Source organism: Erythrobacter sp. S158 (genome assembly GCF_057364915.1).
On the sequence record NZ_CP200279.1, the window covers coordinates 964,417 to 981,197 of the forward strand.

The 16,781-nt window shown below is 60.9% G+C and carries 16 protein-coding genes, 1 tRNA gene and 1 pseudogene; 8 read left to right on the plus strand and 10 right to left on the minus strand.

The genetic code is table 11. The features are described 5' to 3' along the window. Positions 1 to 43 precede the first annotated feature (43 nt). The 3 genes and pseudogenes from AC0V6T_RS04830 to cpdR all read right to left on the minus strand — a co-directional run. Positions 44 to 211 (minus strand): annotated as a pseudogene (locus AC0V6T_RS04830) (hypothetical protein); the annotation flags it as partial. An 81-nt stretch (positions 212 to 292) separates the two neighbouring features. Continuing rightward, positions 293 to 367: transfer RNA gene (locus tag AC0V6T_RS04835), tRNA-Val, on the minus strand. A 110-nt stretch (positions 368 to 477) separates the two neighbouring features. Next, positions 478 to 867 (minus strand): cell cycle two-component system response regulator CpdR, encoded by a 390-nt coding sequence (cpdR, locus tag AC0V6T_RS04840; RefSeq protein ID WP_007164528.1) that lies wholly within the window; start codon positions 865 to 867, stop codon positions 478 to 480. Between the two features lie 188 nt (positions 868 to 1,055). Between cpdR and AC0V6T_RS04845 the strand changes: the two genes are divergently transcribed. After that, positions 1,056 to 2,099, plus strand: a complete 1,044-nt coding sequence (locus tag AC0V6T_RS04845; protein ID WP_486124802.1) for an N-formylglutamate amidohydrolase — start codon at positions 1,056 to 1,058, stop codon at positions 2,097 to 2,099. A 256-nt stretch (positions 2,100 to 2,355) separates the two neighbouring features. On the opposite strand, the gene AC0V6T_RS04850 is transcribed toward AC0V6T_RS04845, so the two are convergent. Further along, positions 2,356 to 3,174 (minus strand): SapC family protein, encoded by an 819-nt coding sequence (locus AC0V6T_RS04850; RefSeq protein WP_007164526.1) that lies wholly within the window; start codon positions 3,172 to 3,174, stop codon positions 2,356 to 2,358. 125 nt (positions 3,175 to 3,299) lie between these two features. Continuing rightward, complete coding sequence (locus AC0V6T_RS04855) at positions 3,300 to 4,748, minus strand: FAD-binding oxidoreductase (protein WP_486124804.1); 1,449 nt, start codon at positions 4,746 to 4,748, stop codon at positions 3,300 to 3,302. A 171-nt stretch (positions 4,749 to 4,919) separates the two neighbouring features. Between AC0V6T_RS04855 and AC0V6T_RS04860 the strand changes: the two genes are divergently transcribed. Beyond that, positions 4,920 to 5,519, plus strand: coding sequence for a hypothetical protein (locus AC0V6T_RS04860; protein WP_486124806.1), 600 nt, complete (start codon positions 4,920 to 4,922; stop codon positions 5,517 to 5,519). A gap of 171 nt (positions 5,520 to 5,690) precedes the next feature. Further along, positions 5,691 to 7,079: a DEAD/DEAH box helicase gene (locus AC0V6T_RS04865; RefSeq protein ID WP_486124808.1), complete on the plus strand. Its 1,389-nt coding sequence runs from the start codon at positions 5,691 to 5,693 to the stop codon at positions 7,077 to 7,079. A gap of 6 nt (positions 7,080 to 7,085) precedes the next feature. On the opposite strand, the gene AC0V6T_RS04870 is transcribed toward AC0V6T_RS04865, so the two are convergent. Next, entirely contained in the window at positions 7,086 to 8,441 is a 1,356-nt protein-coding gene (locus tag AC0V6T_RS04870) for an Ig-like domain-containing protein (RefSeq protein WP_486124810.1), read from the minus strand. Between the two features lie 189 nt (positions 8,442 to 8,630). On the opposite strand from AC0V6T_RS04870, the gene AC0V6T_RS04875 reads away from it, so the two are divergent. Both AC0V6T_RS04875 and trhA read left to right on the plus strand, forming a co-directional pair. Continuing rightward, entirely contained in the window at positions 8,631 to 9,407 is a 777-nt protein-coding gene (locus AC0V6T_RS04875; protein WP_486124812.1) for an aspartyl/asparaginyl beta-hydroxylase domain-containing protein, read from the plus strand. A gap of 18 nt (positions 9,408 to 9,425) precedes the next feature. Then, complete coding sequence (gene trhA, locus AC0V6T_RS04880) at positions 9,426 to 10,064, plus strand: PAQR family membrane homeostasis protein TrhA (protein WP_486124814.1); 639 nt, start codon at positions 9,426 to 9,428, stop codon at positions 10,062 to 10,064. A gap of 28 nt (positions 10,065 to 10,092) precedes the next feature. Here the strand turns inward: trhA and AC0V6T_RS04885 are convergent, their stop codons facing one another. Next, complete coding sequence (locus tag AC0V6T_RS04885; RefSeq protein WP_486124816.1) at positions 10,093 to 12,408, minus strand: ATP-dependent helicase; 2,316 nt, start codon at positions 12,406 to 12,408, stop codon at positions 10,093 to 10,095. Between the two features lie 170 nt (positions 12,409 to 12,578). Between AC0V6T_RS04885 and AC0V6T_RS04890 the strand changes: the two genes are divergently transcribed. The 3 genes from AC0V6T_RS04890 to AC0V6T_RS04900 all read left to right on the plus strand — a co-directional run bounded on the left by AC0V6T_RS04890 (position 12,579) and on the right by AC0V6T_RS04900 (position 14,258). Then, positions 12,579 to 12,881: a hypothetical protein gene (locus AC0V6T_RS04890; RefSeq protein ID WP_486124818.1), complete on the plus strand. Its 303-nt coding sequence runs from the start codon at positions 12,579 to 12,581 to the stop codon at positions 12,879 to 12,881. A gap of 267 nt (positions 12,882 to 13,148) precedes the next feature. Then, positions 13,149 to 13,511: a hypothetical protein gene (locus tag AC0V6T_RS04895; protein WP_007164516.1), complete on the plus strand. Its 363-nt coding sequence runs from the start codon at positions 13,149 to 13,151 to the stop codon at positions 13,509 to 13,511. Positions 13,512 to 13,667: 156 nt separating this feature from the next. Further along, a complete protein-coding gene (locus AC0V6T_RS04900) occupies positions 13,668 to 14,258 on the plus strand; it encodes a hypothetical protein (RefSeq protein WP_486124820.1) in 591 nt (196 codons plus the stop codon). Here the strand turns inward: AC0V6T_RS04900 and rsmD are convergent. The 3 genes from rsmD to AC0V6T_RS04915 are packed head-to-tail and all read right to left on the minus strand — an operon-like array spanning position 14,224 to position 16,749. Next, entirely contained in the window at positions 14,224 to 14,778 is a 555-nt protein-coding gene (rsmD, locus tag AC0V6T_RS04905; protein WP_486124822.1) for a 16S rRNA (guanine(966)-N(2))-methyltransferase RsmD, read from the minus strand. The two genes, AC0V6T_RS04900 and rsmD, sit on opposite strands and share 35 nt — an antisense overlap. Beyond that, positions 14,778 to 15,560, minus strand: a complete 783-nt coding sequence (locus AC0V6T_RS04910) for a pseudouridine synthase (RefSeq protein ID WP_486124824.1) — start codon at positions 15,558 to 15,560, stop codon at positions 14,778 to 14,780. The genes rsmD and AC0V6T_RS04910 overlap by 1 nt, the downstream gene beginning before the upstream one ends. A gap of 22 nt (positions 15,561 to 15,582) precedes the next feature. Continuing rightward, the gene (locus tag AC0V6T_RS04915; RefSeq protein ID WP_486124826.1) at positions 15,583 to 16,749 is read right to left on the minus strand and encodes an aromatic ring-hydroxylating oxygenase subunit alpha; all 1,167 of its coding nucleotides are present in this window, start codon (positions 16,747 to 16,749) and stop codon (positions 15,583 to 15,585) included. Between the last annotated feature and the right edge of the window lie 32 nt (positions 16,750 to 16,781).

A 16,781-nucleotide genomic window follows, 5' to 3' on the forward strand; every position in this document is an offset into this window, starting at 1 on the left:
CAGCCGAGATGACGACATCGATGCCGTCCATCAGATGCGCAAGGTCGCCATCGAGCAGGTCGGCTTCGCATTTCTCGAAGCGTTCGTGCTCGATGAAATTTCCCGGCCAATCGCGTTCAGCGCCACGTACCGAATGGCCTGCGTCCAATGCTTGTTCGAGAAGGGGTTTGCCAGTGTCGCCGGTCGATCCGAATAGAAGTATGTTGCTCATGCTCTTGCCAATTCACGAGAGCGCGAAAAGTGCCAAGAAACTTGGCGCTTCCGTGGTTTCAGCGGATCGAAGGGGAGAAGATGGTGGGCGTAGGAAGAGTTGAACTTCCGACCCCTGCGATGTCAACACAGTGCTCTACCACTGAGCTATACGCCCACACTATCATCATATCCCGAAATCGGCCGAAGCCCGTTGCGGGAAGCGGCGCATTAGCGAGAGCGCGTCGCCAGTGCAAGCGATTCGCGCAGCGCTGATACGATTTTATGTCAGACCTGGGCTTGCGCCTGCTCTTCGAAGACGCGCTCCACCTCAAGCACGAGGTCGCGCAGGTGAAACGGCTTTGACAAAACCTTGGCATGTGGCTGCTCACGGCTGGCGCGAAGCGAGACGGCGGCAAAGCCCGTGATGAACATGACCTTGGTGCGCGGGCTAACTTCCGCGCAACGCTGCGCGAGTTCAATTCCATCCATTTCGGGCATGACAATGTCCGAAAGAAGCAGGTCGAATTCGCCTTCCTCAAGAAGGGGCAGTGCTTCGGTGCCGCGATCGACGCTGGTGACTTCATAACCGGCCTTGGTGAGCGCACGCTCCAGGTATGTGCGCATTGCGTCTTCGTCTTCGGCAAGAAGGATTCGCGGAGCAAGATTTGTGGTCATGGCGAAGCCCTTTACCGCATTTCGCTTAAGAAGTCCTTGGCATGATTGCCGCGTGCCCTCATTTGAGACGGGCAACCTAATCGGGTTACCACACAAGCTTAACGTGACCGGCACATCGCAGTGGTCGCGAGTAGGGGGGCAAACGAGGCTTTGACTCAGATGTTCAAATTGGGCAGCAAAAGACCTCAATGAACCGGTTTTCCCGAAAGTCCCCGTTGCGCCCTGTTCCTGCTGGCAAAAGTGGTCAAAGCACCACGTCAAGCGGCGGCGCGATTGCGCCTATGGCCGAGGGCCATGACGCTCACAATCCAGCGGAAAAGGACGTGACTAACGCAGCTTACGTTCACGTCAGTCCACGCGCGATGCCGCTGCCGGTCCTGATCGCCGTTCCGCATGCAGGGCGCGTCTATCCCGGCAATGTGCTCGCGACGATGCGCGATGCGGGGCTGAGCCAGCTGCGGCTCGAAGATCGTCATGTCGATGCTGTCGGAGTTGAGATTGCGAAGGCGACAGGAACCGGGCTTCTGGTCGCGCAGGCGCCGCGGGCAATGTTGGACCTCAACCGCTCGGCAGACGATATCGACTGGGAAATGATTGTCGGAGCGCCTGAGGAGATCCGTTCTCCTTCGCGTTCGCATCGGCGCGGTCGCGCGATGCCCAATTCTCGCGCTCGGAGCGGTCTGGGGCTGGTGCCGCGCCGCCTGCCCGGTTTTGGCGAGATCTGGCGCGAGCGTCTTTCCGCCCAGGAGCTCGCGCGGCGCATCGACCGCATTCATCGCCCCTATCACGAATTTCTAGCCAAGGAGCTTGAGCGCATCCGCGACGTCTGGGGGGCTGCTCTGCTAATCGATCTGCACTCGATGCCTCCGCTGCGCCGACCCAGTGGGGAAGAGCGCGCGCCGCAGATCGTGATTGGTGATCGGTTTGGAGCTTCCTGCCACAACACCCTTGCTGCTCGCGCGCTCAGTTACCTTGATCGCCACGGCTGCGCAGCGGCGCATAATCGCCCTTATTCAGGTGGTTACGTGCTTGATCGTCACGCGGCCCCCGCGCGCGGTATCCATGGCATTCAGATTGAACTGTGCCGTTCGACCTATCTCGATGCGACGCTTTCGCACACTACGGCTGCGGTCAAACCGCTCGCCAACATGATTGCGGGCCTGGTGCGCGAACTGGGCGCCGAAACTGCCGGGTTGGGGGCAGGCGGGCAGACAGCTCAGGCGGCTGAGTAAGTCCGCCTTGCAAATTATTGAAAAACTGAAGAAAAAGACCGCCTCGCGTTTTTAAGGGGGGGTAACACGAGGCGGCCAGGTTCAGGGAGGAAAACGCCCAAAAGGGCGCGTCCCGGACGGCTCATGAGGGGGGTGCCGTCCGTAGGTTGCAAATAAGAACTGAGGGCCCCGTGTTCAAGACACGGAGCCCCCAGAAAAAGATCGCTTTTGGCGAAAAACGAGGGACGCTTTTGGAGCGTCCTCGCTTCGGCATATCTTACATCGTGCCGCCGGCAGGAACGGCAGGCGTACCGCCTTCAGGCATGGGAACCTTGCCCTGTGCGCTCTGGCGTTCGAACAGCATGCGCATCAGGTTCATCGAGAACAGGTGCGCGTGCATCAGCATCAGCATGCCGTTCTTGTTCAGACCGTCGAGCACGTCCTTGTCGAGCTCGCGCAGCTTCTCTTCGTTGACCATCTGGAAGCCGGTGTAGACGAACGGCTTGTCAGGCATGTCGTTGCGAGTGATGTCGATGCGGCCTTCCATCAGAACGTCGAGCTTCTTGAGCTCTTCGAGGAATGCGCGGGTGCGCTGGCCCGACTGTTCAAAGCGGCGGCAGAACTCGAGAACGCCGTCGGTGTATTCGGTCGGCTTGCGCGGCTCGTCGCCTTCGCCCGGCTGGAACAGCGCCTGGCCTTCTTCGCTTGCGCCAACAACGCCCGCCTGCGGGTCGAAGCACAGCGACATATCGTCGCTGTCGCGGTTGAGCTTGGCGAGCATGAACGGGTAGCGGCGAACATAAGCGGGTACGTAGACACCGGCTTCGAGCTTGCCGTCTTCGCCGATGTAGCAGTTGACGCCGTCATTGAGGCCCATGAGCGCGATCGGCAGCGGGTTGTCGCCGGCGGTGAACACGATCGGGAAGTGACGCTGCGCATCAACGAATTCGTCGACGGTCAGCGGGATCGCGTGCGTGTTCGCCAGGAACGATGCGTCTGCGAACGGGCTGACTTTCCAGTCGCCATGATCGCGGCTGTTGAGCGGAAGCAGGTCTTTGTAAAACAGCGGAAGTTGCGGCTGCGGCGCGGTCGCCATGGAAATCTCTCCGAGAAGCTATTGGAAATCTGTTCGCGGCTGTCAGCGGAAAAGAGGCCCCTCCCACAAGGCCGCGATTGCGGCGCTTTAGGCGTTCGCGTGGGCAGGCGCAAGCGCGAGGGGGATCAATTACCCTGCGGCGGCACCAGTTTACCCGGATTCAGCAGATTTTGTGGATCTAGCGCCTGTTTGACGCTGCGCATCATCGCTAGCGCAACCGGATCGCCGAGCCTGCCGAGATCGCTGACCTTCATCTGGCCGATGCCGTGTTCCGCGCTGATTGACCCGCCCCATTCGGTAACGAGATCATACACTTGCGCGCTGACAGCCTTCCCTTGTGTCTCTTCCCAGACGCCCGGCTCGGCGCCCTTGGGAGCGAGAACGTGGAAGTGGACATTGCCATCGCCCAGATGCCCGAACGCAACGGCTGAGGTGCCCGGATGCGCTTCCTCGATCGCAGGTGAGGCGGCGAGGATGAATTCGGGCATGCGTTCAACGGGAACCGAGATATCGTGCTGCATCGCAGGGCCAAGCGCCCGCTCTGCTGCCGAGATCGAATCGCGCAAGGTCCAGAAATCCTCTGCCTGCCGCTCGTTCGACGCGATCACAGCATCGGCCAACAGCTCGGCTTCGGCAGCATCGGCAAGCGCCTCTTCCAACCTCTCTCGAAGCTCAGCATCGTCTCCATCGAGCGCCACGCATTCGACGAGCGCGTTCCAAGCGTGACGCTGCCCAAGCGGTGATCGCGCGTCGGGCAAATGCGCGAGCACGCTGTCGAGGCAGTGCGCTGGGACGACCTCGAACCCCTCCAGCGTATCGCCGAGCGCGCGGTCGACACGCCTCAAGAGCGCGCGCGCATCGGTGATGGAGGACAGGCCGACCCAGGCGGTTGCGCGGGCCTGCGGGGCGGGGAGCAATCGAAGCGTTGCGCCGGTGACGATGCCGAGTGTGCCCTCCGACCCGATCAGCAATTGCTTGAGGTCGAAACCGCGATTGTCCTTCTTGAGCACGGTGAGCGCATCGAAAATGCTGCCATCGGCCAGCACCGCCTCGATCCCCAGAACCTGTGCGCGCATCGTGCCGTGACGCAGCACCTGAGTGCCACCTGCATTGGTAGAGATCAGGCCGCCAATCGTTGCTGAACCCTTGCCGCCGAGCGTAAGTGGGAACCTCAAGCCCTCAGCCTCCGCCGCTTCGTGAAAGGTCTGCAGGATCACGCCCGCATCGCACACGGCATGACCTGCGCCCGAATCGATCGAGCGGATCGCGTTCATGCGCCGCAGCGACAAGAGGATCGATGCACCGGTTTCGTCCGGCGTCGCACCGCCGGCCATGCCGCTGTTCCCGCCTTGCGGCACAATCGGGACGCCGTGCTTGGCGCACAGCTTCACCAGTGCCGAGACTTCCTCGGTCGATGCGGGCGAGGCGAGAGCCAGCGCGCTTCCGGTGTAGCGCCCGCGCCAGTCGGTTTCCCACGGCTCGATATCCTCGGCGAGCTGAGTGAACCCCTTGGGTCCGAGCAATTCCGCTGCTTCGGCAAGGAACGTGTCTTTGGTTCGAGTCAGTGTCGTCATTGTGGCTGCTATGCCACACTCCGCCGCGATTGTACTAGTGCTTTGCCCCGAGCAGTCCGCTTAGTTAAGCCAGCGTTCAATCGCTCATGCTAGTGCGCATTTCGGATCGCGTCAGAGGCCAGGACTAAAAGCAAACGGCCTTCGAATACTGGAGGAACCCCCGAGAAACCCATGCCGAGCTTGCTCGCCCTTGCAGCGCCGTTTGCGCTGATCTTGCCCGTTTTGGGGCAGGGGTTTTTGCAGGCTGAAAGCGGGGTGAATAACGGGGAAGAGGCTGCCAAGACGCAATCCACCGCTCCCGATTTTGAAGAGCGACCCGAGGCACCTTACTCGCCCGCGAATACCGCCGCGACGCCGCTCGATGCGTTTTATGGTGGGCAGGTCGCACGTCAGGTCAGGATTGACCGCCGGGTCACGATCCGCATTACGCCGCGCCGGGAAAGCCCGCGCAACAGCTTGCTGGCACGCTTGCCACAACGCGGAATGAGCCTTGCTTACGAAGAGCGCGATAGCGAGCGCTGCGTGCCGATGGCGCGTATCTCGGGCGTTCAGACGGGAACCGGCAATCGCTTGCTCCTGTTCCTTCGCGACAATCGTATCTTCAGCGTCAATCTTGAGCGCGCGTGCCGCGCCCGCGATTTCTACGCCGGTTTCTACATCGAGCGCAGCGAGGACGGCCAACTTTGCGTTGAGCGAGACCAGCTGCAATCGCGCAGCGGTGCCAAGTGCGAGGTCGAGGCAATGCGCCAATTGGTGGTGGTGCAAGAGTAACTGCTGCTCGGCTTTGATGCCGCCCCGGCGGCACAAGCTTCCCCAACCCTGTCCAATTCTTGACTTTTGCGGCCTTTTTCGCCAATCGCAGCGGCGCTGCTTGAGGGTAACCTTATAGGCAGCGCCCAATCCGGCAGCCTCGCTGCCCGCTATCCGGACATTTTGAACCGCATGACCTTTGCCGATCTCGGCCTATCTCCCGAATTGCTGAAAGCCGTCGAGGACGCCGGCTACACCGAGCCGACCGCGATCCAGGCCGAAGCCATCCCTGCCGTGTTGATGATGAAAGACCTCATCGGCATCGCGCAAACCGGGACCGGCAAAACCGCCAGCTTCGTGCTTCCCATGATCGACGTGATGGCCGCTGGCCGCAGGCGGGCGCTGATGCCGCGCTCGCTCATCCTTGAGCCAACGCGCGAGCTTGCTGCGCAGGTTGCCGAGAACTTCGAGAAGTACGGCGCGAACCACGATCTCAAGATGGCGCTGCTGATCGGCGGCGTTCAGATGGGCGACCAGCTGAAGACGCTAGACGAGGGCGTCGATGTCCTGATCGCAACGCCGGGCCGTCTGATGGACCTGTTCGAGCGTGGCAAGATCCTGCTCAACGGTTGTGAATTGCTCGTCATCGACGAGGCCGACCGGATGCTCGACATGGGCTTTATCCCCGATATCGAGTTCATCTGCGACAAGCTGCCTGAAACGCGGCAAACGATGCTTTTCTCGGCCACCATGCCTGCGCCGATCGAGAAGCTCGCAAAGAAATTTCTCAGCAATCCCAAGCGGATCGAGACGACGCGCGCAGCGACCACGAATAAGGACATCACTGCGTTCAAGGTTCCGGTCAAGGCCCGCCAGAAACGCGATACGCTCGAATGGCTGTTGGCTAACGACCAGGTTGAAACGGCGATCATCTTCGCCAATCGCAAGACTACTGTGCGAGAGCTCAACAAACACCTTCAACGCCAGGGTTTCGCCAGCGGTGAGATCCATGGCGATATGGACCAGAGTTCCCGTCTGAAAGAACTCGACCGGTTCAAGTCGGGCGACGTCAACATCCTCGTCGCGTCAGACGTTGCGGCGCGCGGGCTCGACATCAAGGGCGTGTCCCACGTCTTCAACTTCGACACACCGTGGCACCCGGACGACTACGTGCACCGCATCGGCCGGACGGGCCGCGCAGGGGCGAAGGGGCGCGCTTTCACATTGGTTGCCGATGAAGACGCCGAAGCCATCGCCAATGTCGAGAAGCTGACTGGTGCGAAGATCAAGGTCTTCGGCAAGGAAGACGTGCGCGTCGAACTGGCGGATGGTTCAGCCAAGAACACCAGCGGTGATGACGAGGCGAAGGACGAAAAGCCCGCCGAGAAGAAGAGCCGCTCTCGCAGTCGCAAGCGCGACGATGAAGGCGATGCGCCTCGTAAACCGCGCCGCGAAAGCGCCGAGGACAAGCCTGCACGCAAAAGCCGCTCCCGACGCCGCGACGATGAGAGCGACGATCCGGTCCCTGCAGGCGAATGGAACGGGCCCAAGCCCGGCTTCCTCGACGTAGGCGCGACCTGAGGCTTGCTACTTTACGCGCACGAAAATTCGTGCCGTTTGCGTCTCGCCGTTCCCGTCAGTGACAGTGTAATCTACGTAAGTCAGACCGGTGAAACCGGAGGCTGGCATGATCGTGATGAGGTTATTCTCGCCAAGGGATGCGGAAACCTCGGACACGTTGCTGCTGGGCACCGCGACCTGCGAGACCGTTATTCCGTCCGGGATCAAAAACCCATCATCGACGGCGGTGAAGTCGTTTTCGATGGGGTGGTCCTCATCGACACCGTCATCGACCAAGGTTAGTCCGATGCCGGCCTCCGTTTCGTAGTAATCGGGGCTTGGAAAGAAAAATCCTGTCTCGGTTATCGGGATAAGCTCTGCAAATCTTGCGATCGCATCCCTGATATCTTCCGTGTTGAGAGCCAGGACTTCGGCGGCAATCTCGCTTGAATTGGTCTGCTCCAATTCCGAGATTCGCGGAACGAGAAAACCGACCACCGCCATCTGGAATTGAGCAGCCTGTTCAGGTGTTTCAATCCGAAGGGGTACCGTGGCTGCATATGCATTGATCAAGTGAGCGATTGCGCTTTGCACGTCACTTTGAAGGTCAGAATATAGCGGCAACCGCGCGACAAGTGCGCTCATCGCCGCGTTGTCATTGAACAAGAACGCGTCTGGCGCCGCATCTAGCGACGCAGATAGCGAATTAGTATCCTCGGGAAACACACTGCGAACGAACGGAGATATCTGCAGCGATAGCAACCCAAGCGCCCGTGCATTTGCCGCAAGCAGGCGCTCCGCATCGGCGGCCACTTCCGCGTCATCGCTCAGTGCCTCCTTGAGCGGGTCGAATGTGCGGATATCAGGGTCGAGCGTTTGCAGGCGGAAAACGTTTTCTGTCACGCCCAACTGACGCTTGAGCTTATCCTGGTCTGGCCCATTCGGTAGAAGCGAGGTGAGTGGTGACACAACAGTCGCATCACCCGGCGCTCTCAGTACCGTTCGAAGACTCGATTGCGCGTCAATGAAGAGCGGAGCCTTGCCGAGGTCGGAAAGATCTCCTTCTCGTTGGCCCGAAACCCTACTGGGCAAACCGTCACGTCCCGAGAAGTTTGGAAAGTACTCACCTTCGCGGTTGCCGTATCCACCTGCGACGAACTCGGATTCGTCATCGAAATCGCTATCGTCAAAGAAGCGCCAGAACGACGGGCCTGAGGCGAGGCCTAGCACACGCGCAGTCGATCCGGTGGGTGTCGGGGAGGGCGTGGGTGTGGGTGTCGGGGTCGGGCTTGGTCCCGAGCTTGGGGGAGGCCCGCTGCCACCTCCGCCACACGCAGCCAAGGCAACACAGGCAGCGCCTGTAAGCAAAATTCTCGAAATCATAAAGGTGCGACCCCGTCCCCAAATCTTCTCTAGCGCCACCGTACGGAGTGGGTCCTGCTTTTCAAGTGCGTTGCGCAAGCTCCTCCCATCCTCCTTGTGGGCAATGGCAAATTGTGCCCCTTTCACCAATCGAACTGATCGCCTAAAGGCCGCGCTGCCCCCGTTTGAAACACCTTTTGGAGAACACCCTTGGCCTGGCAAGACACCCTCAACGCGCGCGGATGGAAAATCCCGTTCGTGGGCAAGTCGCTGTTCCAGATCGGCAAGGAACTGCGCCCGAAGATCGACGCGATCATCATGGAAAACTCCAAGATTCCCGACGCCGCGATCCAGGACAAGAAGCACTTTCCCTGGATGGAAAAGCTAGAGGCGCGCTGGACGGATATCCGCGACGAAGCCGTGCGCATCCGAGCACAGGACATTCCCTCACTTGGCGAGATTTCGTTCGATCATGGCAGGATTGGCAAGGACAAGCGCTGGCGCGCGTTCTTCCTCAAGGGCTATGGCTACACGATGGAAACCAACGCCGCGCGCGCTCCGATCACGTCGAAGCTGCTCGACGAGGTGCCGGGGCTGGTGACGGCGAATTTCTCTGTGCTCGAAGCAGGCGGTCATATTCCGCGTCACTGGGGCATGACCAAGGGGATGCTTACCTATCACCTCGCGCTGAAATCTCCGGCTGAGACCGAGAAGTGCCGCATGCACCTTGAGGAAGGCGAGACCACGCATGTCCTCAACTGGCGCGATGGCGAAAGCTTCGTGTTCGACGACATGTTCAACCACGAGGTCTGGAACGAGACCGAAGAGGATCGCTACGTCCTTCTTATCCAGATCAAGCGCCCGTGCCGTTGGAAGGGTAACGCGATCCAGAACCTGTTCCTGTTGGGTGTGCGCAATTCGCGCTTTGTGCAGGACATCAAGAAGGCGATCGAAAGCGCGGCGAAGAAGCGCGAGACGGCGGCCTGAGGCAAGCGCCGGTCTTCGATGTATCCCAGCAAAACCGCCCCTGAGCGCCTTGCCGACGGGCTCATCCATGCGGTGAGCCTTGCAGGTTTTGCGATTGCAGCCGGGTTCCTCATCCAGAAGAGTTCCGCGACCGATGACATCTGGCTGACCAGTGCCGCGATCATCTATGTCGCGGCGGGGCTGCTTTCGATCATGGTCTCCTTCGCATACCATCTTCACCCGCGCCACGAATGGCGCCCAGCATTGCGGCGCTTGGACCATGCCGCAATTTACGTAGTCATTGCTGGCACTTTCAGCCCGCTTCTGATCATTGCGGGGTCGACGATGGCACATGCCGTGCTCGGCGTCATTTGGCTGGCAGCGATGGCAGGGGTGGCCTTCAAGCTAATGGCCGACAATGGCAATTCACGCTGGTCGCTGATCTCGTATCTGGCTCTCGGCTGGACGGCGCTGATCGCTTTACCAAGCTTCTGGAACGCGCTTCCTGCATACTCGACCGCCGCAATCGCTGCCGGGGGCCTGTTCTACACGGTGGGTACGCTGTTCTACCGCAACAAGATCATGCGATTCCGCTACCCGATCTGGCACGCTTTCGGAACGCTCGGCGGAACGTCGTTCTTCGTGGCGATCTGGATGGCCGTCGCTGGCGTGGTTTAGATCTTGGCCGCTGAGCTTAGCCCGCGACCTAACCCACCACAGTCACGAAACTGTCGATCACGCGCTTTTCGCCCGCTTCCTCAAAGTTGATCGTCAGCTTGTTGCCTTCCTGATCGATCACGCAGCCTGTGCCGAATTTCTTGTGTTCGACCATCGCGCCGATGGCGATATCGGAGCGCGGCTTGGCTGCGAAGCTTGCCGCTGAACGGCCCGGTTCGGCGACGCGCTTCTGCCGCGGTTCGTAACCGGTTGCGACCGCGCGTTGCCATCCGGGACCGCGCGCCTGTGCGCGGTCAGGGCGGTCGCGTGCGACGTGGGCGAAGGGGTCTTCGTTTTCCGACCAGTTTGCTCGCCATAGCGAGGCGCCGCCGGTCATCGTGGTTTCCTGCTCGATATGCTCTTCGGGCAACTCCTCGATGAAGCGCGAGGGGATGGAACTGGTCCACTGGCCGTAAATGCGGCGGTTGGCCGCATGCAGGATCATGCAGCGCCGCCGCGCGCGGGTTATCGCGACATAGGCGAGGCGGCGCTCTTCCTCGAGGCTTGCGAGCCCGCCTTCGTCGATCGCGCGCTGCGAGGGAAAGACGCCTTCTTCCCAACCGACGCAGAACACGTGGTCGAATTCGAGGCCCTTGGCCGCGTGGATCGTCATGATGGTGACGGTGTCTTCCTCATCGCCGCGATCATTGTCCATGACGAGGCTCACATGTTCGAGGAAGTCGCCGAGCGTTTCATACTCTTCCATCGCACGGGCGAGTTCGGAGAGGTTTTCCGCGCGCCCAGCGCTTTCGGCAGAGCGGTCGGCGGCGAGCATGTCGTTGTAGCCGCTTTCGTCCAGAACAAGCCGCAGGAGGTCGGACGGCGTCATCTGCTCCGAAGCCTCGCGCCAGGCGAGGAACGACCGCATCAGCGAGCCAATCGTATTCGCGGCGCGCTTTGGCAGTTCGTCGCTGTCGGCAAGCTCAAGCGATGCGGCGGCGAGCGGCATGCCGACGCGGCGGGCATGCTGGTGCATTTTCTCAAGCGTCTTTGCGCCAAGCCCGCGCTTGGGCTGGTTGTAGATGCGCTCAAATGCAAGGTCGTCCTGCGGCTGCGCAATCACCCGCAGATAGGCGAGCGCATCACGTATTTCGGCGCGCTCGTAGAAACGGAAACCGCCGATGATGCGATAATTGATGCCGGTCTGAATGAAGCGGTCTTCAAACTCGCGGGTCTGGTATTGCGCCCGCACTAGGATCGCGACCTGGTCCAACGGAGCGCCCTCGCGTTCGAGGCGTTCGATTTCTTCGCTGACCCGCCGCGCTTCTTCGGGCGCGTCCCACACCCCGATGACGCGGACCTTGTCGCCGCCATTCACCTCGGTCCACAGCGTCTTTTCGTGACGCTGCGAGTTCGCGCGGATCAAGCCCGATGCTGCACCAAGGATATGCGGGGTCGAGCGGTAGTTCTGTTCGAGCCGCACGACATGCGCGCCGGGGAAGTCCTTTTCAAACCGCAAGATGTTCGCGACCTCGGCCCCGCGCCAGGAATAGATCGACTGGTCATCGTCGCCGACCACGCAGATGTTTTTGTGGGTCTGAGCAAGCAGCCTCAGCCACAGATACTGGACCGCATTGGTGTCCTGATACTCATCGACGAGGATGTATTTGAAGCGCTGCTGGTAATCGGCAAGCACATCGGTGTGCTTGCGGAAGATGTTCAGCATGTGAAGCATAAGGTCGCCAAAATCACAGGCGTTCAGCGCTTTCAGGCGATCCTGATAAAGGCGATAAAACTCCGCTCCCCGCCCGTTGACGTAGGCCTCGCACTCCGCGGGGTCGAGGTCTTCGGGATTGAGTCCGCGGTTCTTCCAGCGGTCGATGAGCCCCGCAAGCTGGCGCGCAGGCCAGCGTTTTTCATCGACGCCGTTGTCGTTGATCAGCTGCTTTAACAGTCGCAATTGATCGTCGGTGTCGATGATCGTGTAGTTCTGCTCAAGCCCGACTAGCTCGGCATGGCGGCGAAGCATCTTGGCGCAGATCGAGTGGAAAGTGCCGAGCCAGGGGATGCCCTCAGCACCCGGACCCAGATGGCCTGCAACACGCTCCCGCATTTCCCGCGCGGCCTTGTTGGTGAAGGTCACGCACAGGATCTGGCTCGGCCATGCGCGGCGTGTTGCAACGAGGTGAGCAAGGCGCGAGGTCAGCGCCGCGGTTTTCCCTGTGCCCGCACCCGCCAGCATCAGCACCGGCCCCTCAGTCGTCAAAACGGCCTCTCGCTGCGGCGGGTTCAGCCGCTGAGCATAAGGCGGCACCGGCCCATCGGGGACGTTGTCGTCAGGGGGAAGGGGAAGGTTCGAGCTCATGACTTCTTTTTAGAGGCGCTGTGCGAACAGGTAGGGAACGAATGCGCGCTCGGCAAGCGCGCTAAGCTGCGTTTTCATCTTTTTCGGAACCATGGGACGGGCGAGTGCATTTGGAAGGGCATCATGGGAACTGACAAAGGAAGACGGGAAACAACAAAGGATTACACACGATGAAGAACCTTATCTCAGCCTCGATCACCTCAATTTCGGCCGCCACTCTTTTTGCTGTGGCCCCGGTCATTGCGCAGAATGATGCGACTACCGACAACGACGGCTCGACGAAGGCCGAATTGCCAGTAGTGGTGGAGCGCAACGATGCCGGTAAAGCCACGAAGGTGCGCATCGATGGCCAGGTTTACGACGTGTGCATGAACGACGATCAGGACGGCTGCATCAACCCCCGCGCCGCTGGCCTCGATTGGGGCAATCGCCCGCTCGATTATTGGCCTGGAAAGCCGGCGAGCTCGAAGTAAGAGCTTCGACTCCAACCAAATTTGAAGGAAGGCGGCGCTGATAGCCGCCTTTTTTCATGTCCGCTTCTGACGTTCGCTGTTCGCCTCAGCCTGTTTGCGCCACAGGTTTCGTTTATCCGTGCGCGCGCAGAGGTCTGGGCGCTTCGGCGGGCTTCGCGAATGACTGCGGCCATGCCACATAGGGCTCGTCCGGATCGAAGGGGATCACTCGTCCGGGTCGCATTAGCATTCGTCGCGCAAACGTGTTCGATCATCAGGAGACCACTCATGCGCAAATCCCATCTCATCCTAGGCGCCGTCGCTGTCGTCACATTTGGAGTCGTTGCCTCAGCCCCCGGCATGGCACAGGACATCGAGGAGCCAGCGCCGCCTGCAACACCGGACCCGATGGCTCCGGAGGCGAAGGCTGAATATGACGGCTGGCCGGCGGAAAAGCAGGCCGAGTACGACGTCTGGCCTGCGGAAACGCAGGGCTATTACTGGACGCTGACACCCGAACGCCAGACAATGTTCTGGAGACTTGAGGACGGCGACAAGATCGCAATCACCGCGATGACCGGCCCGGAACGCGAGGCGGCATGGACTCAGATCGAGAACGCCTTTGCCGACCCGGGCCCAAGCGAGGGCTGAGCAGCCCGATCCATGACTGATGGCAGGTCTTCGTGCCAAGAGCGCGGGCCTGCCACCTTTTTCAGTTGGGGAAGATTGAGCGGGCATCACTTGCTCGCATTGTTCACCCGTCACTAGCCTCGCAACTCGTTCGGTTTTCGTGGCGGGGGACAGTGCATGGGTGTCGGCGAGTATCTGATTATCTTCGCAGCGATCCTGATCGGCTTGTCAGTGGCCGATCTCGCTCTCAGCCTTCATCGCCTCATGCGGCAGGGACGCGCCATTCGATGGGACCCGATCGTCCCGGTGACGGCCTTCATCGTCCTTTGCCTTATCCTCAACATCTGGTGGGGTCTCTATCGCGGCTTTTCGGAGCTCGAGCAGATACAATTCATCGAGTTCCTTCCCGTCGTTTTCACACTGCTGACCCTGTTCCTGCTGGCGGCGGCTGTCCTGCCTGACGAGAAGCTGGAGCAAGGAAGCTCTCTGCGCGAATACTACCTCGCGAACCGCGTCCAGTTCTGGGGGCTCTTCGCATTCTATCTGGCGATAGTGACCGCCTCTGGATTCTATGACGGCTGGCGCGAGGGATGGGAGGCGATGCAGTATTTCCAGCGGGGCATCGCAAACATCGTCTGGATGTTCCTTTGCATCGGACTGATCTTCACCAAGCGCATGGCTGCGCATTGGGGCGTGGTCATTGTCAGCCTTGTCGCGATCTCCCTATCCTGGTTCAACGCGCCTCTTGCGATGCCTGCAGCAGCGTAAGGCGCGCTTTGCCGACCTTGCGCGACACGTCCACCGAGAGACCCTTGATCTCGGGCTCTTCGTCGAAAGCCGTTTCGAGCGCGATCCAAGTCGCATCGCCAATCCACCCGAGCCGCAGCAAACGGTCGAGCGCAACCTCGCCCGCGCCGGTGCGATAGGGTGGGTCGGCAAGGATCAGGTCACAGGGCTCTTTTGCAGCGCGCAGGCTCATGACCGAGCCTGCGTCGACCTGAGTTCGGGTGCGGCATTCCAGCGCTGAAATATTTGACCGGATGGCGTCCAGCGCGCCGCGTTCCTGTTCGACGAACAGGCAATGAGCAGCGCCTCTGGAGAGCGCCTCGAGACCGAGCGCGCCCGATCCAGCGAATAGGTCAGCGACGCGTAGGTCTTCGAAGCTTCCAAGGCGGCTGGTGAGCATGGAGAACAACGTCTCCCGTGTTCGGTCGGCCGTGGGACGCGTCGCGTCGCCCTTGGGCGCGACAAGTTTTCGCCCGCGCCATTCGCCAGCAATCACGCGCATTACTTGGGTGGCCTCTTCAATGTGCTGACAAAGCGATCAAGATCGCCCTTGCGGATGCGCACGGCCTGTCCGCGCGGCAGGTCGCCAAGCCCAAACGGGCCGTAAGCGGTACGGATCAGCCGGTTCACTTTCAGCCCGAGATATTCGAGCACGCGGCGCACCTCGCGGTTCTTGCCTTCGGTGATTGTCATCTCGACCCATTGGTTCTTGCCCCCAGCGCCCCCGCGCTCGAGATTTGCGTCGATCGAGCCGTAGCGCACGCCGTCAATTTCGACGCCTTCGATCAGCGCTTCGAGCTGTTCCTGAGAAACGTCTCCGAAAGCGCGCGCGCGATAGGTGCGCGGAATGCCTGAGGAAGGCAATTCCATCTGTCGCTTGAGGCCGCCATCATTGGTCAGCAGCAGCAGCCCCTCGGTGTTGAGGTCGAGCCTGCCGATCGGCATCAGCCGCGGCGTATCCTTGGGCAGTGCATTGCGAAGCGCGGCGTAGATCGTGGCGCGCCCCGCCGGATCGCGCTCCGCCGTTATCAGGCCGGTGGGCTTGTGAAACGCGTAAAGCTGCGCAGCTTCGGGCTTCGCGACCGGCTTGCCGTCGACTGCCACGCCCCGGAGGCTGGTCACGAAGGTTGCAGGCGTTTCGACGACCTTGTCGTTCAGCGTGATGCGACCGTCGGCAATCATGCGCTCGATCTCGCGGCGGCTGGCCACACCTGCGCGGGCGAGCAGTTTCGCGATACGGTCGCCCTCGGGGCGGTCTTCGGATTGTTTGGGGTTGGTGGGCATTATGTTCCTTTGCCCGCGCCCCTTAGGCGTTCAAGGCGTCCTGCACAATCGCATCGAAGCGCGCGATCCCGCCTTCGAGCGTACCGAGCGTCAACTCTGTCACCGCTCCGCTTTCAAGACCTTGCTGACCCAGTTCAGCGGCGCGGAAGTCCTCGCTCGCAAAAACACCTCCATCGAGCAGTTTCCAAGACCGCTCCCAGTGGTCGCGCGCCTTGTCGGTCTTCGGCTCTTCGGGGATCAGCATGAAGTCCTCGACGAGCGTGAGATCATGGCGCTGAGGCATCAGCACCATGACGTTGACGTAATCGGGGCTGGGCACGATGACGGTCGCTGGCAGCAATTGGTAGGCGAAGGTGATGACCCGCCGCATCGCCTCCATGTCGGTGAGGTCGACGCCTTCCATCTCTTCGAGCCGCCCAACCGCGCTGCGCAGGTGTGGACCGACGCTGTCGCCTGCTGTGACACCATCCTTGAAGAATGGGCCGATGGTGTTGGCGTGAAGGCGGGTCACGTGGTAGCTTTCGAGGAAGGCATCCATGATGAGCTTCCAGTTGCCTTTGACCGTATGGGTCTTGCGGCGGAACAGGTAGGCATCGCCCATTCCGAAGGCATCGAAATCGGCGCTCACCGCCTTCGCGTCGCTGAAATCCGCGCCTTCTTCAGGCGCGAACCAGATGAGGCCTCCCGCCTCAAGGCTCGGCAGCTCGACGAGGCCGTGCTCGCTCTTATCGAGGCGGGGGAAGGTTTCAGGCCGGGGTAAGGCAAGGAGCTTGCCGTCGAGCTTGTAGGTCCAGGCGTGGTAAGGGCAAACAAGCCGCTTGGCGCATTGGACCTTTTGCCCCTCGACCAGCCTCGTGCCTCGATGTCGGCAGACATTGAGGAATACATGCGCCGTCCCGTCGCTGTCGCGCGTGATGAGCAGTGGGCGACCCGTCGCATCGTGAGGCACAGCCATGCCTGCATCCGGGATCAGCGCGCCAGGAATGAGAACCTGCGGCAGCCTATCAAAGAGCGCCGCTTTCTCGCGAGCGAAGTGATCGGGGTCGGTGTAACGGCTCGCGGGTACCGTCTGACCGGCCTCGGCCTCCCGCGTCACCCCCTCGCCAACAGCCTGCGCCAAGGCCAATTGCCCCGGTGTCGGCTGCATCTTCGATGAATCCTTGGGTAAATCTGTTGTCGGCGCGTTCATCGCGGCTTCCCTATCTCTCTTCTCAAAGGCTA

What these genes read in the sequence shown, in the direction of transcription:
- cpdR (WP_007164528.1), bottom strand. Translation starts at nt 867, where the DNA reads ATGACCACAAATCTTGCTCCGCGAATCCTTCTTGCCGAAGACGAAGAC.
- AC0V6T_RS04845 (WP_486124802.1), top strand. Translation starts at nt 1,056, where the DNA reads ATGAACCGGTTTTCCCGAAAGTCCCCGTTGCGCCCTGTTCCTGCTGGC.
- AC0V6T_RS04850 (WP_007164526.1), bottom strand. Translation starts at nt 3,174, where the DNA reads ATGGCGACCGCGCCGCAGCCGCAACTTCCGCTGTTTTACAAAGACCTG.
- AC0V6T_RS04855 (WP_486124804.1), bottom strand. Translation starts at nt 4,748, where the DNA reads ATGACGACACTGACTCGAACCAAAGACACGTTCCTTGCCGAAGCAGCG.
- AC0V6T_RS04860 (WP_486124806.1), top strand. Translation starts at nt 4,920, where the DNA reads ATGCCGAGCTTGCTCGCCCTTGCAGCGCCGTTTGCGCTGATCTTGCCC.
- AC0V6T_RS04865 (WP_486124808.1), top strand. Translation starts at nt 5,691, where the DNA reads ATGACCTTTGCCGATCTCGGCCTATCTCCCGAATTGCTGAAAGCCGTC.
- AC0V6T_RS04870 (WP_486124810.1), bottom strand. Translation starts at nt 8,441, where the DNA reads ATGATTTCGAGAATTTTGCTTACAGGCGCTGCCTGTGTTGCCTTGGCT.
- trhA (WP_486124814.1), top strand. Translation starts at nt 9,426, where the DNA reads ATGTATCCCAGCAAAACCGCCCCTGAGCGCCTTGCCGACGGGCTCATC.
- AC0V6T_RS04885 (WP_486124816.1), bottom strand. Translation starts at nt 12,408, where the DNA reads ATGAGCTCGAACCTTCCCCTTCCCCCTGACGACAACGTCCCCGATGGG.
- AC0V6T_RS04890 (WP_486124818.1), top strand. Translation starts at nt 12,579, where the DNA reads ATGAAGAACCTTATCTCAGCCTCGATCACCTCAATTTCGGCCGCCACT.
- AC0V6T_RS04895 (WP_007164516.1), top strand. Translation starts at nt 13,149, where the DNA reads ATGCGCAAATCCCATCTCATCCTAGGCGCCGTCGCTGTCGTCACATTT.
- AC0V6T_RS04900 (WP_486124820.1), top strand. Translation starts at nt 13,668, where the DNA reads ATGGGTGTCGGCGAGTATCTGATTATCTTCGCAGCGATCCTGATCGGC.
- rsmD (WP_486124822.1), bottom strand. Translation starts at nt 14,778, where the DNA reads ATGCGCGTGATTGCTGGCGAATGGCGCGGGCGAAAACTTGTCGCGCCC.
- AC0V6T_RS04910 (WP_486124824.1), bottom strand. Translation starts at nt 15,560, where the DNA reads ATGCCCACCAACCCCAAACAATCCGAAGACCGCCCCGAGGGCGACCGT.
- AC0V6T_RS04915 (WP_486124826.1), bottom strand. Translation starts at nt 16,749, where the DNA reads ATGAACGCGCCGACAACAGATTTACCCAAGGATTCATCGAAGATGCAG.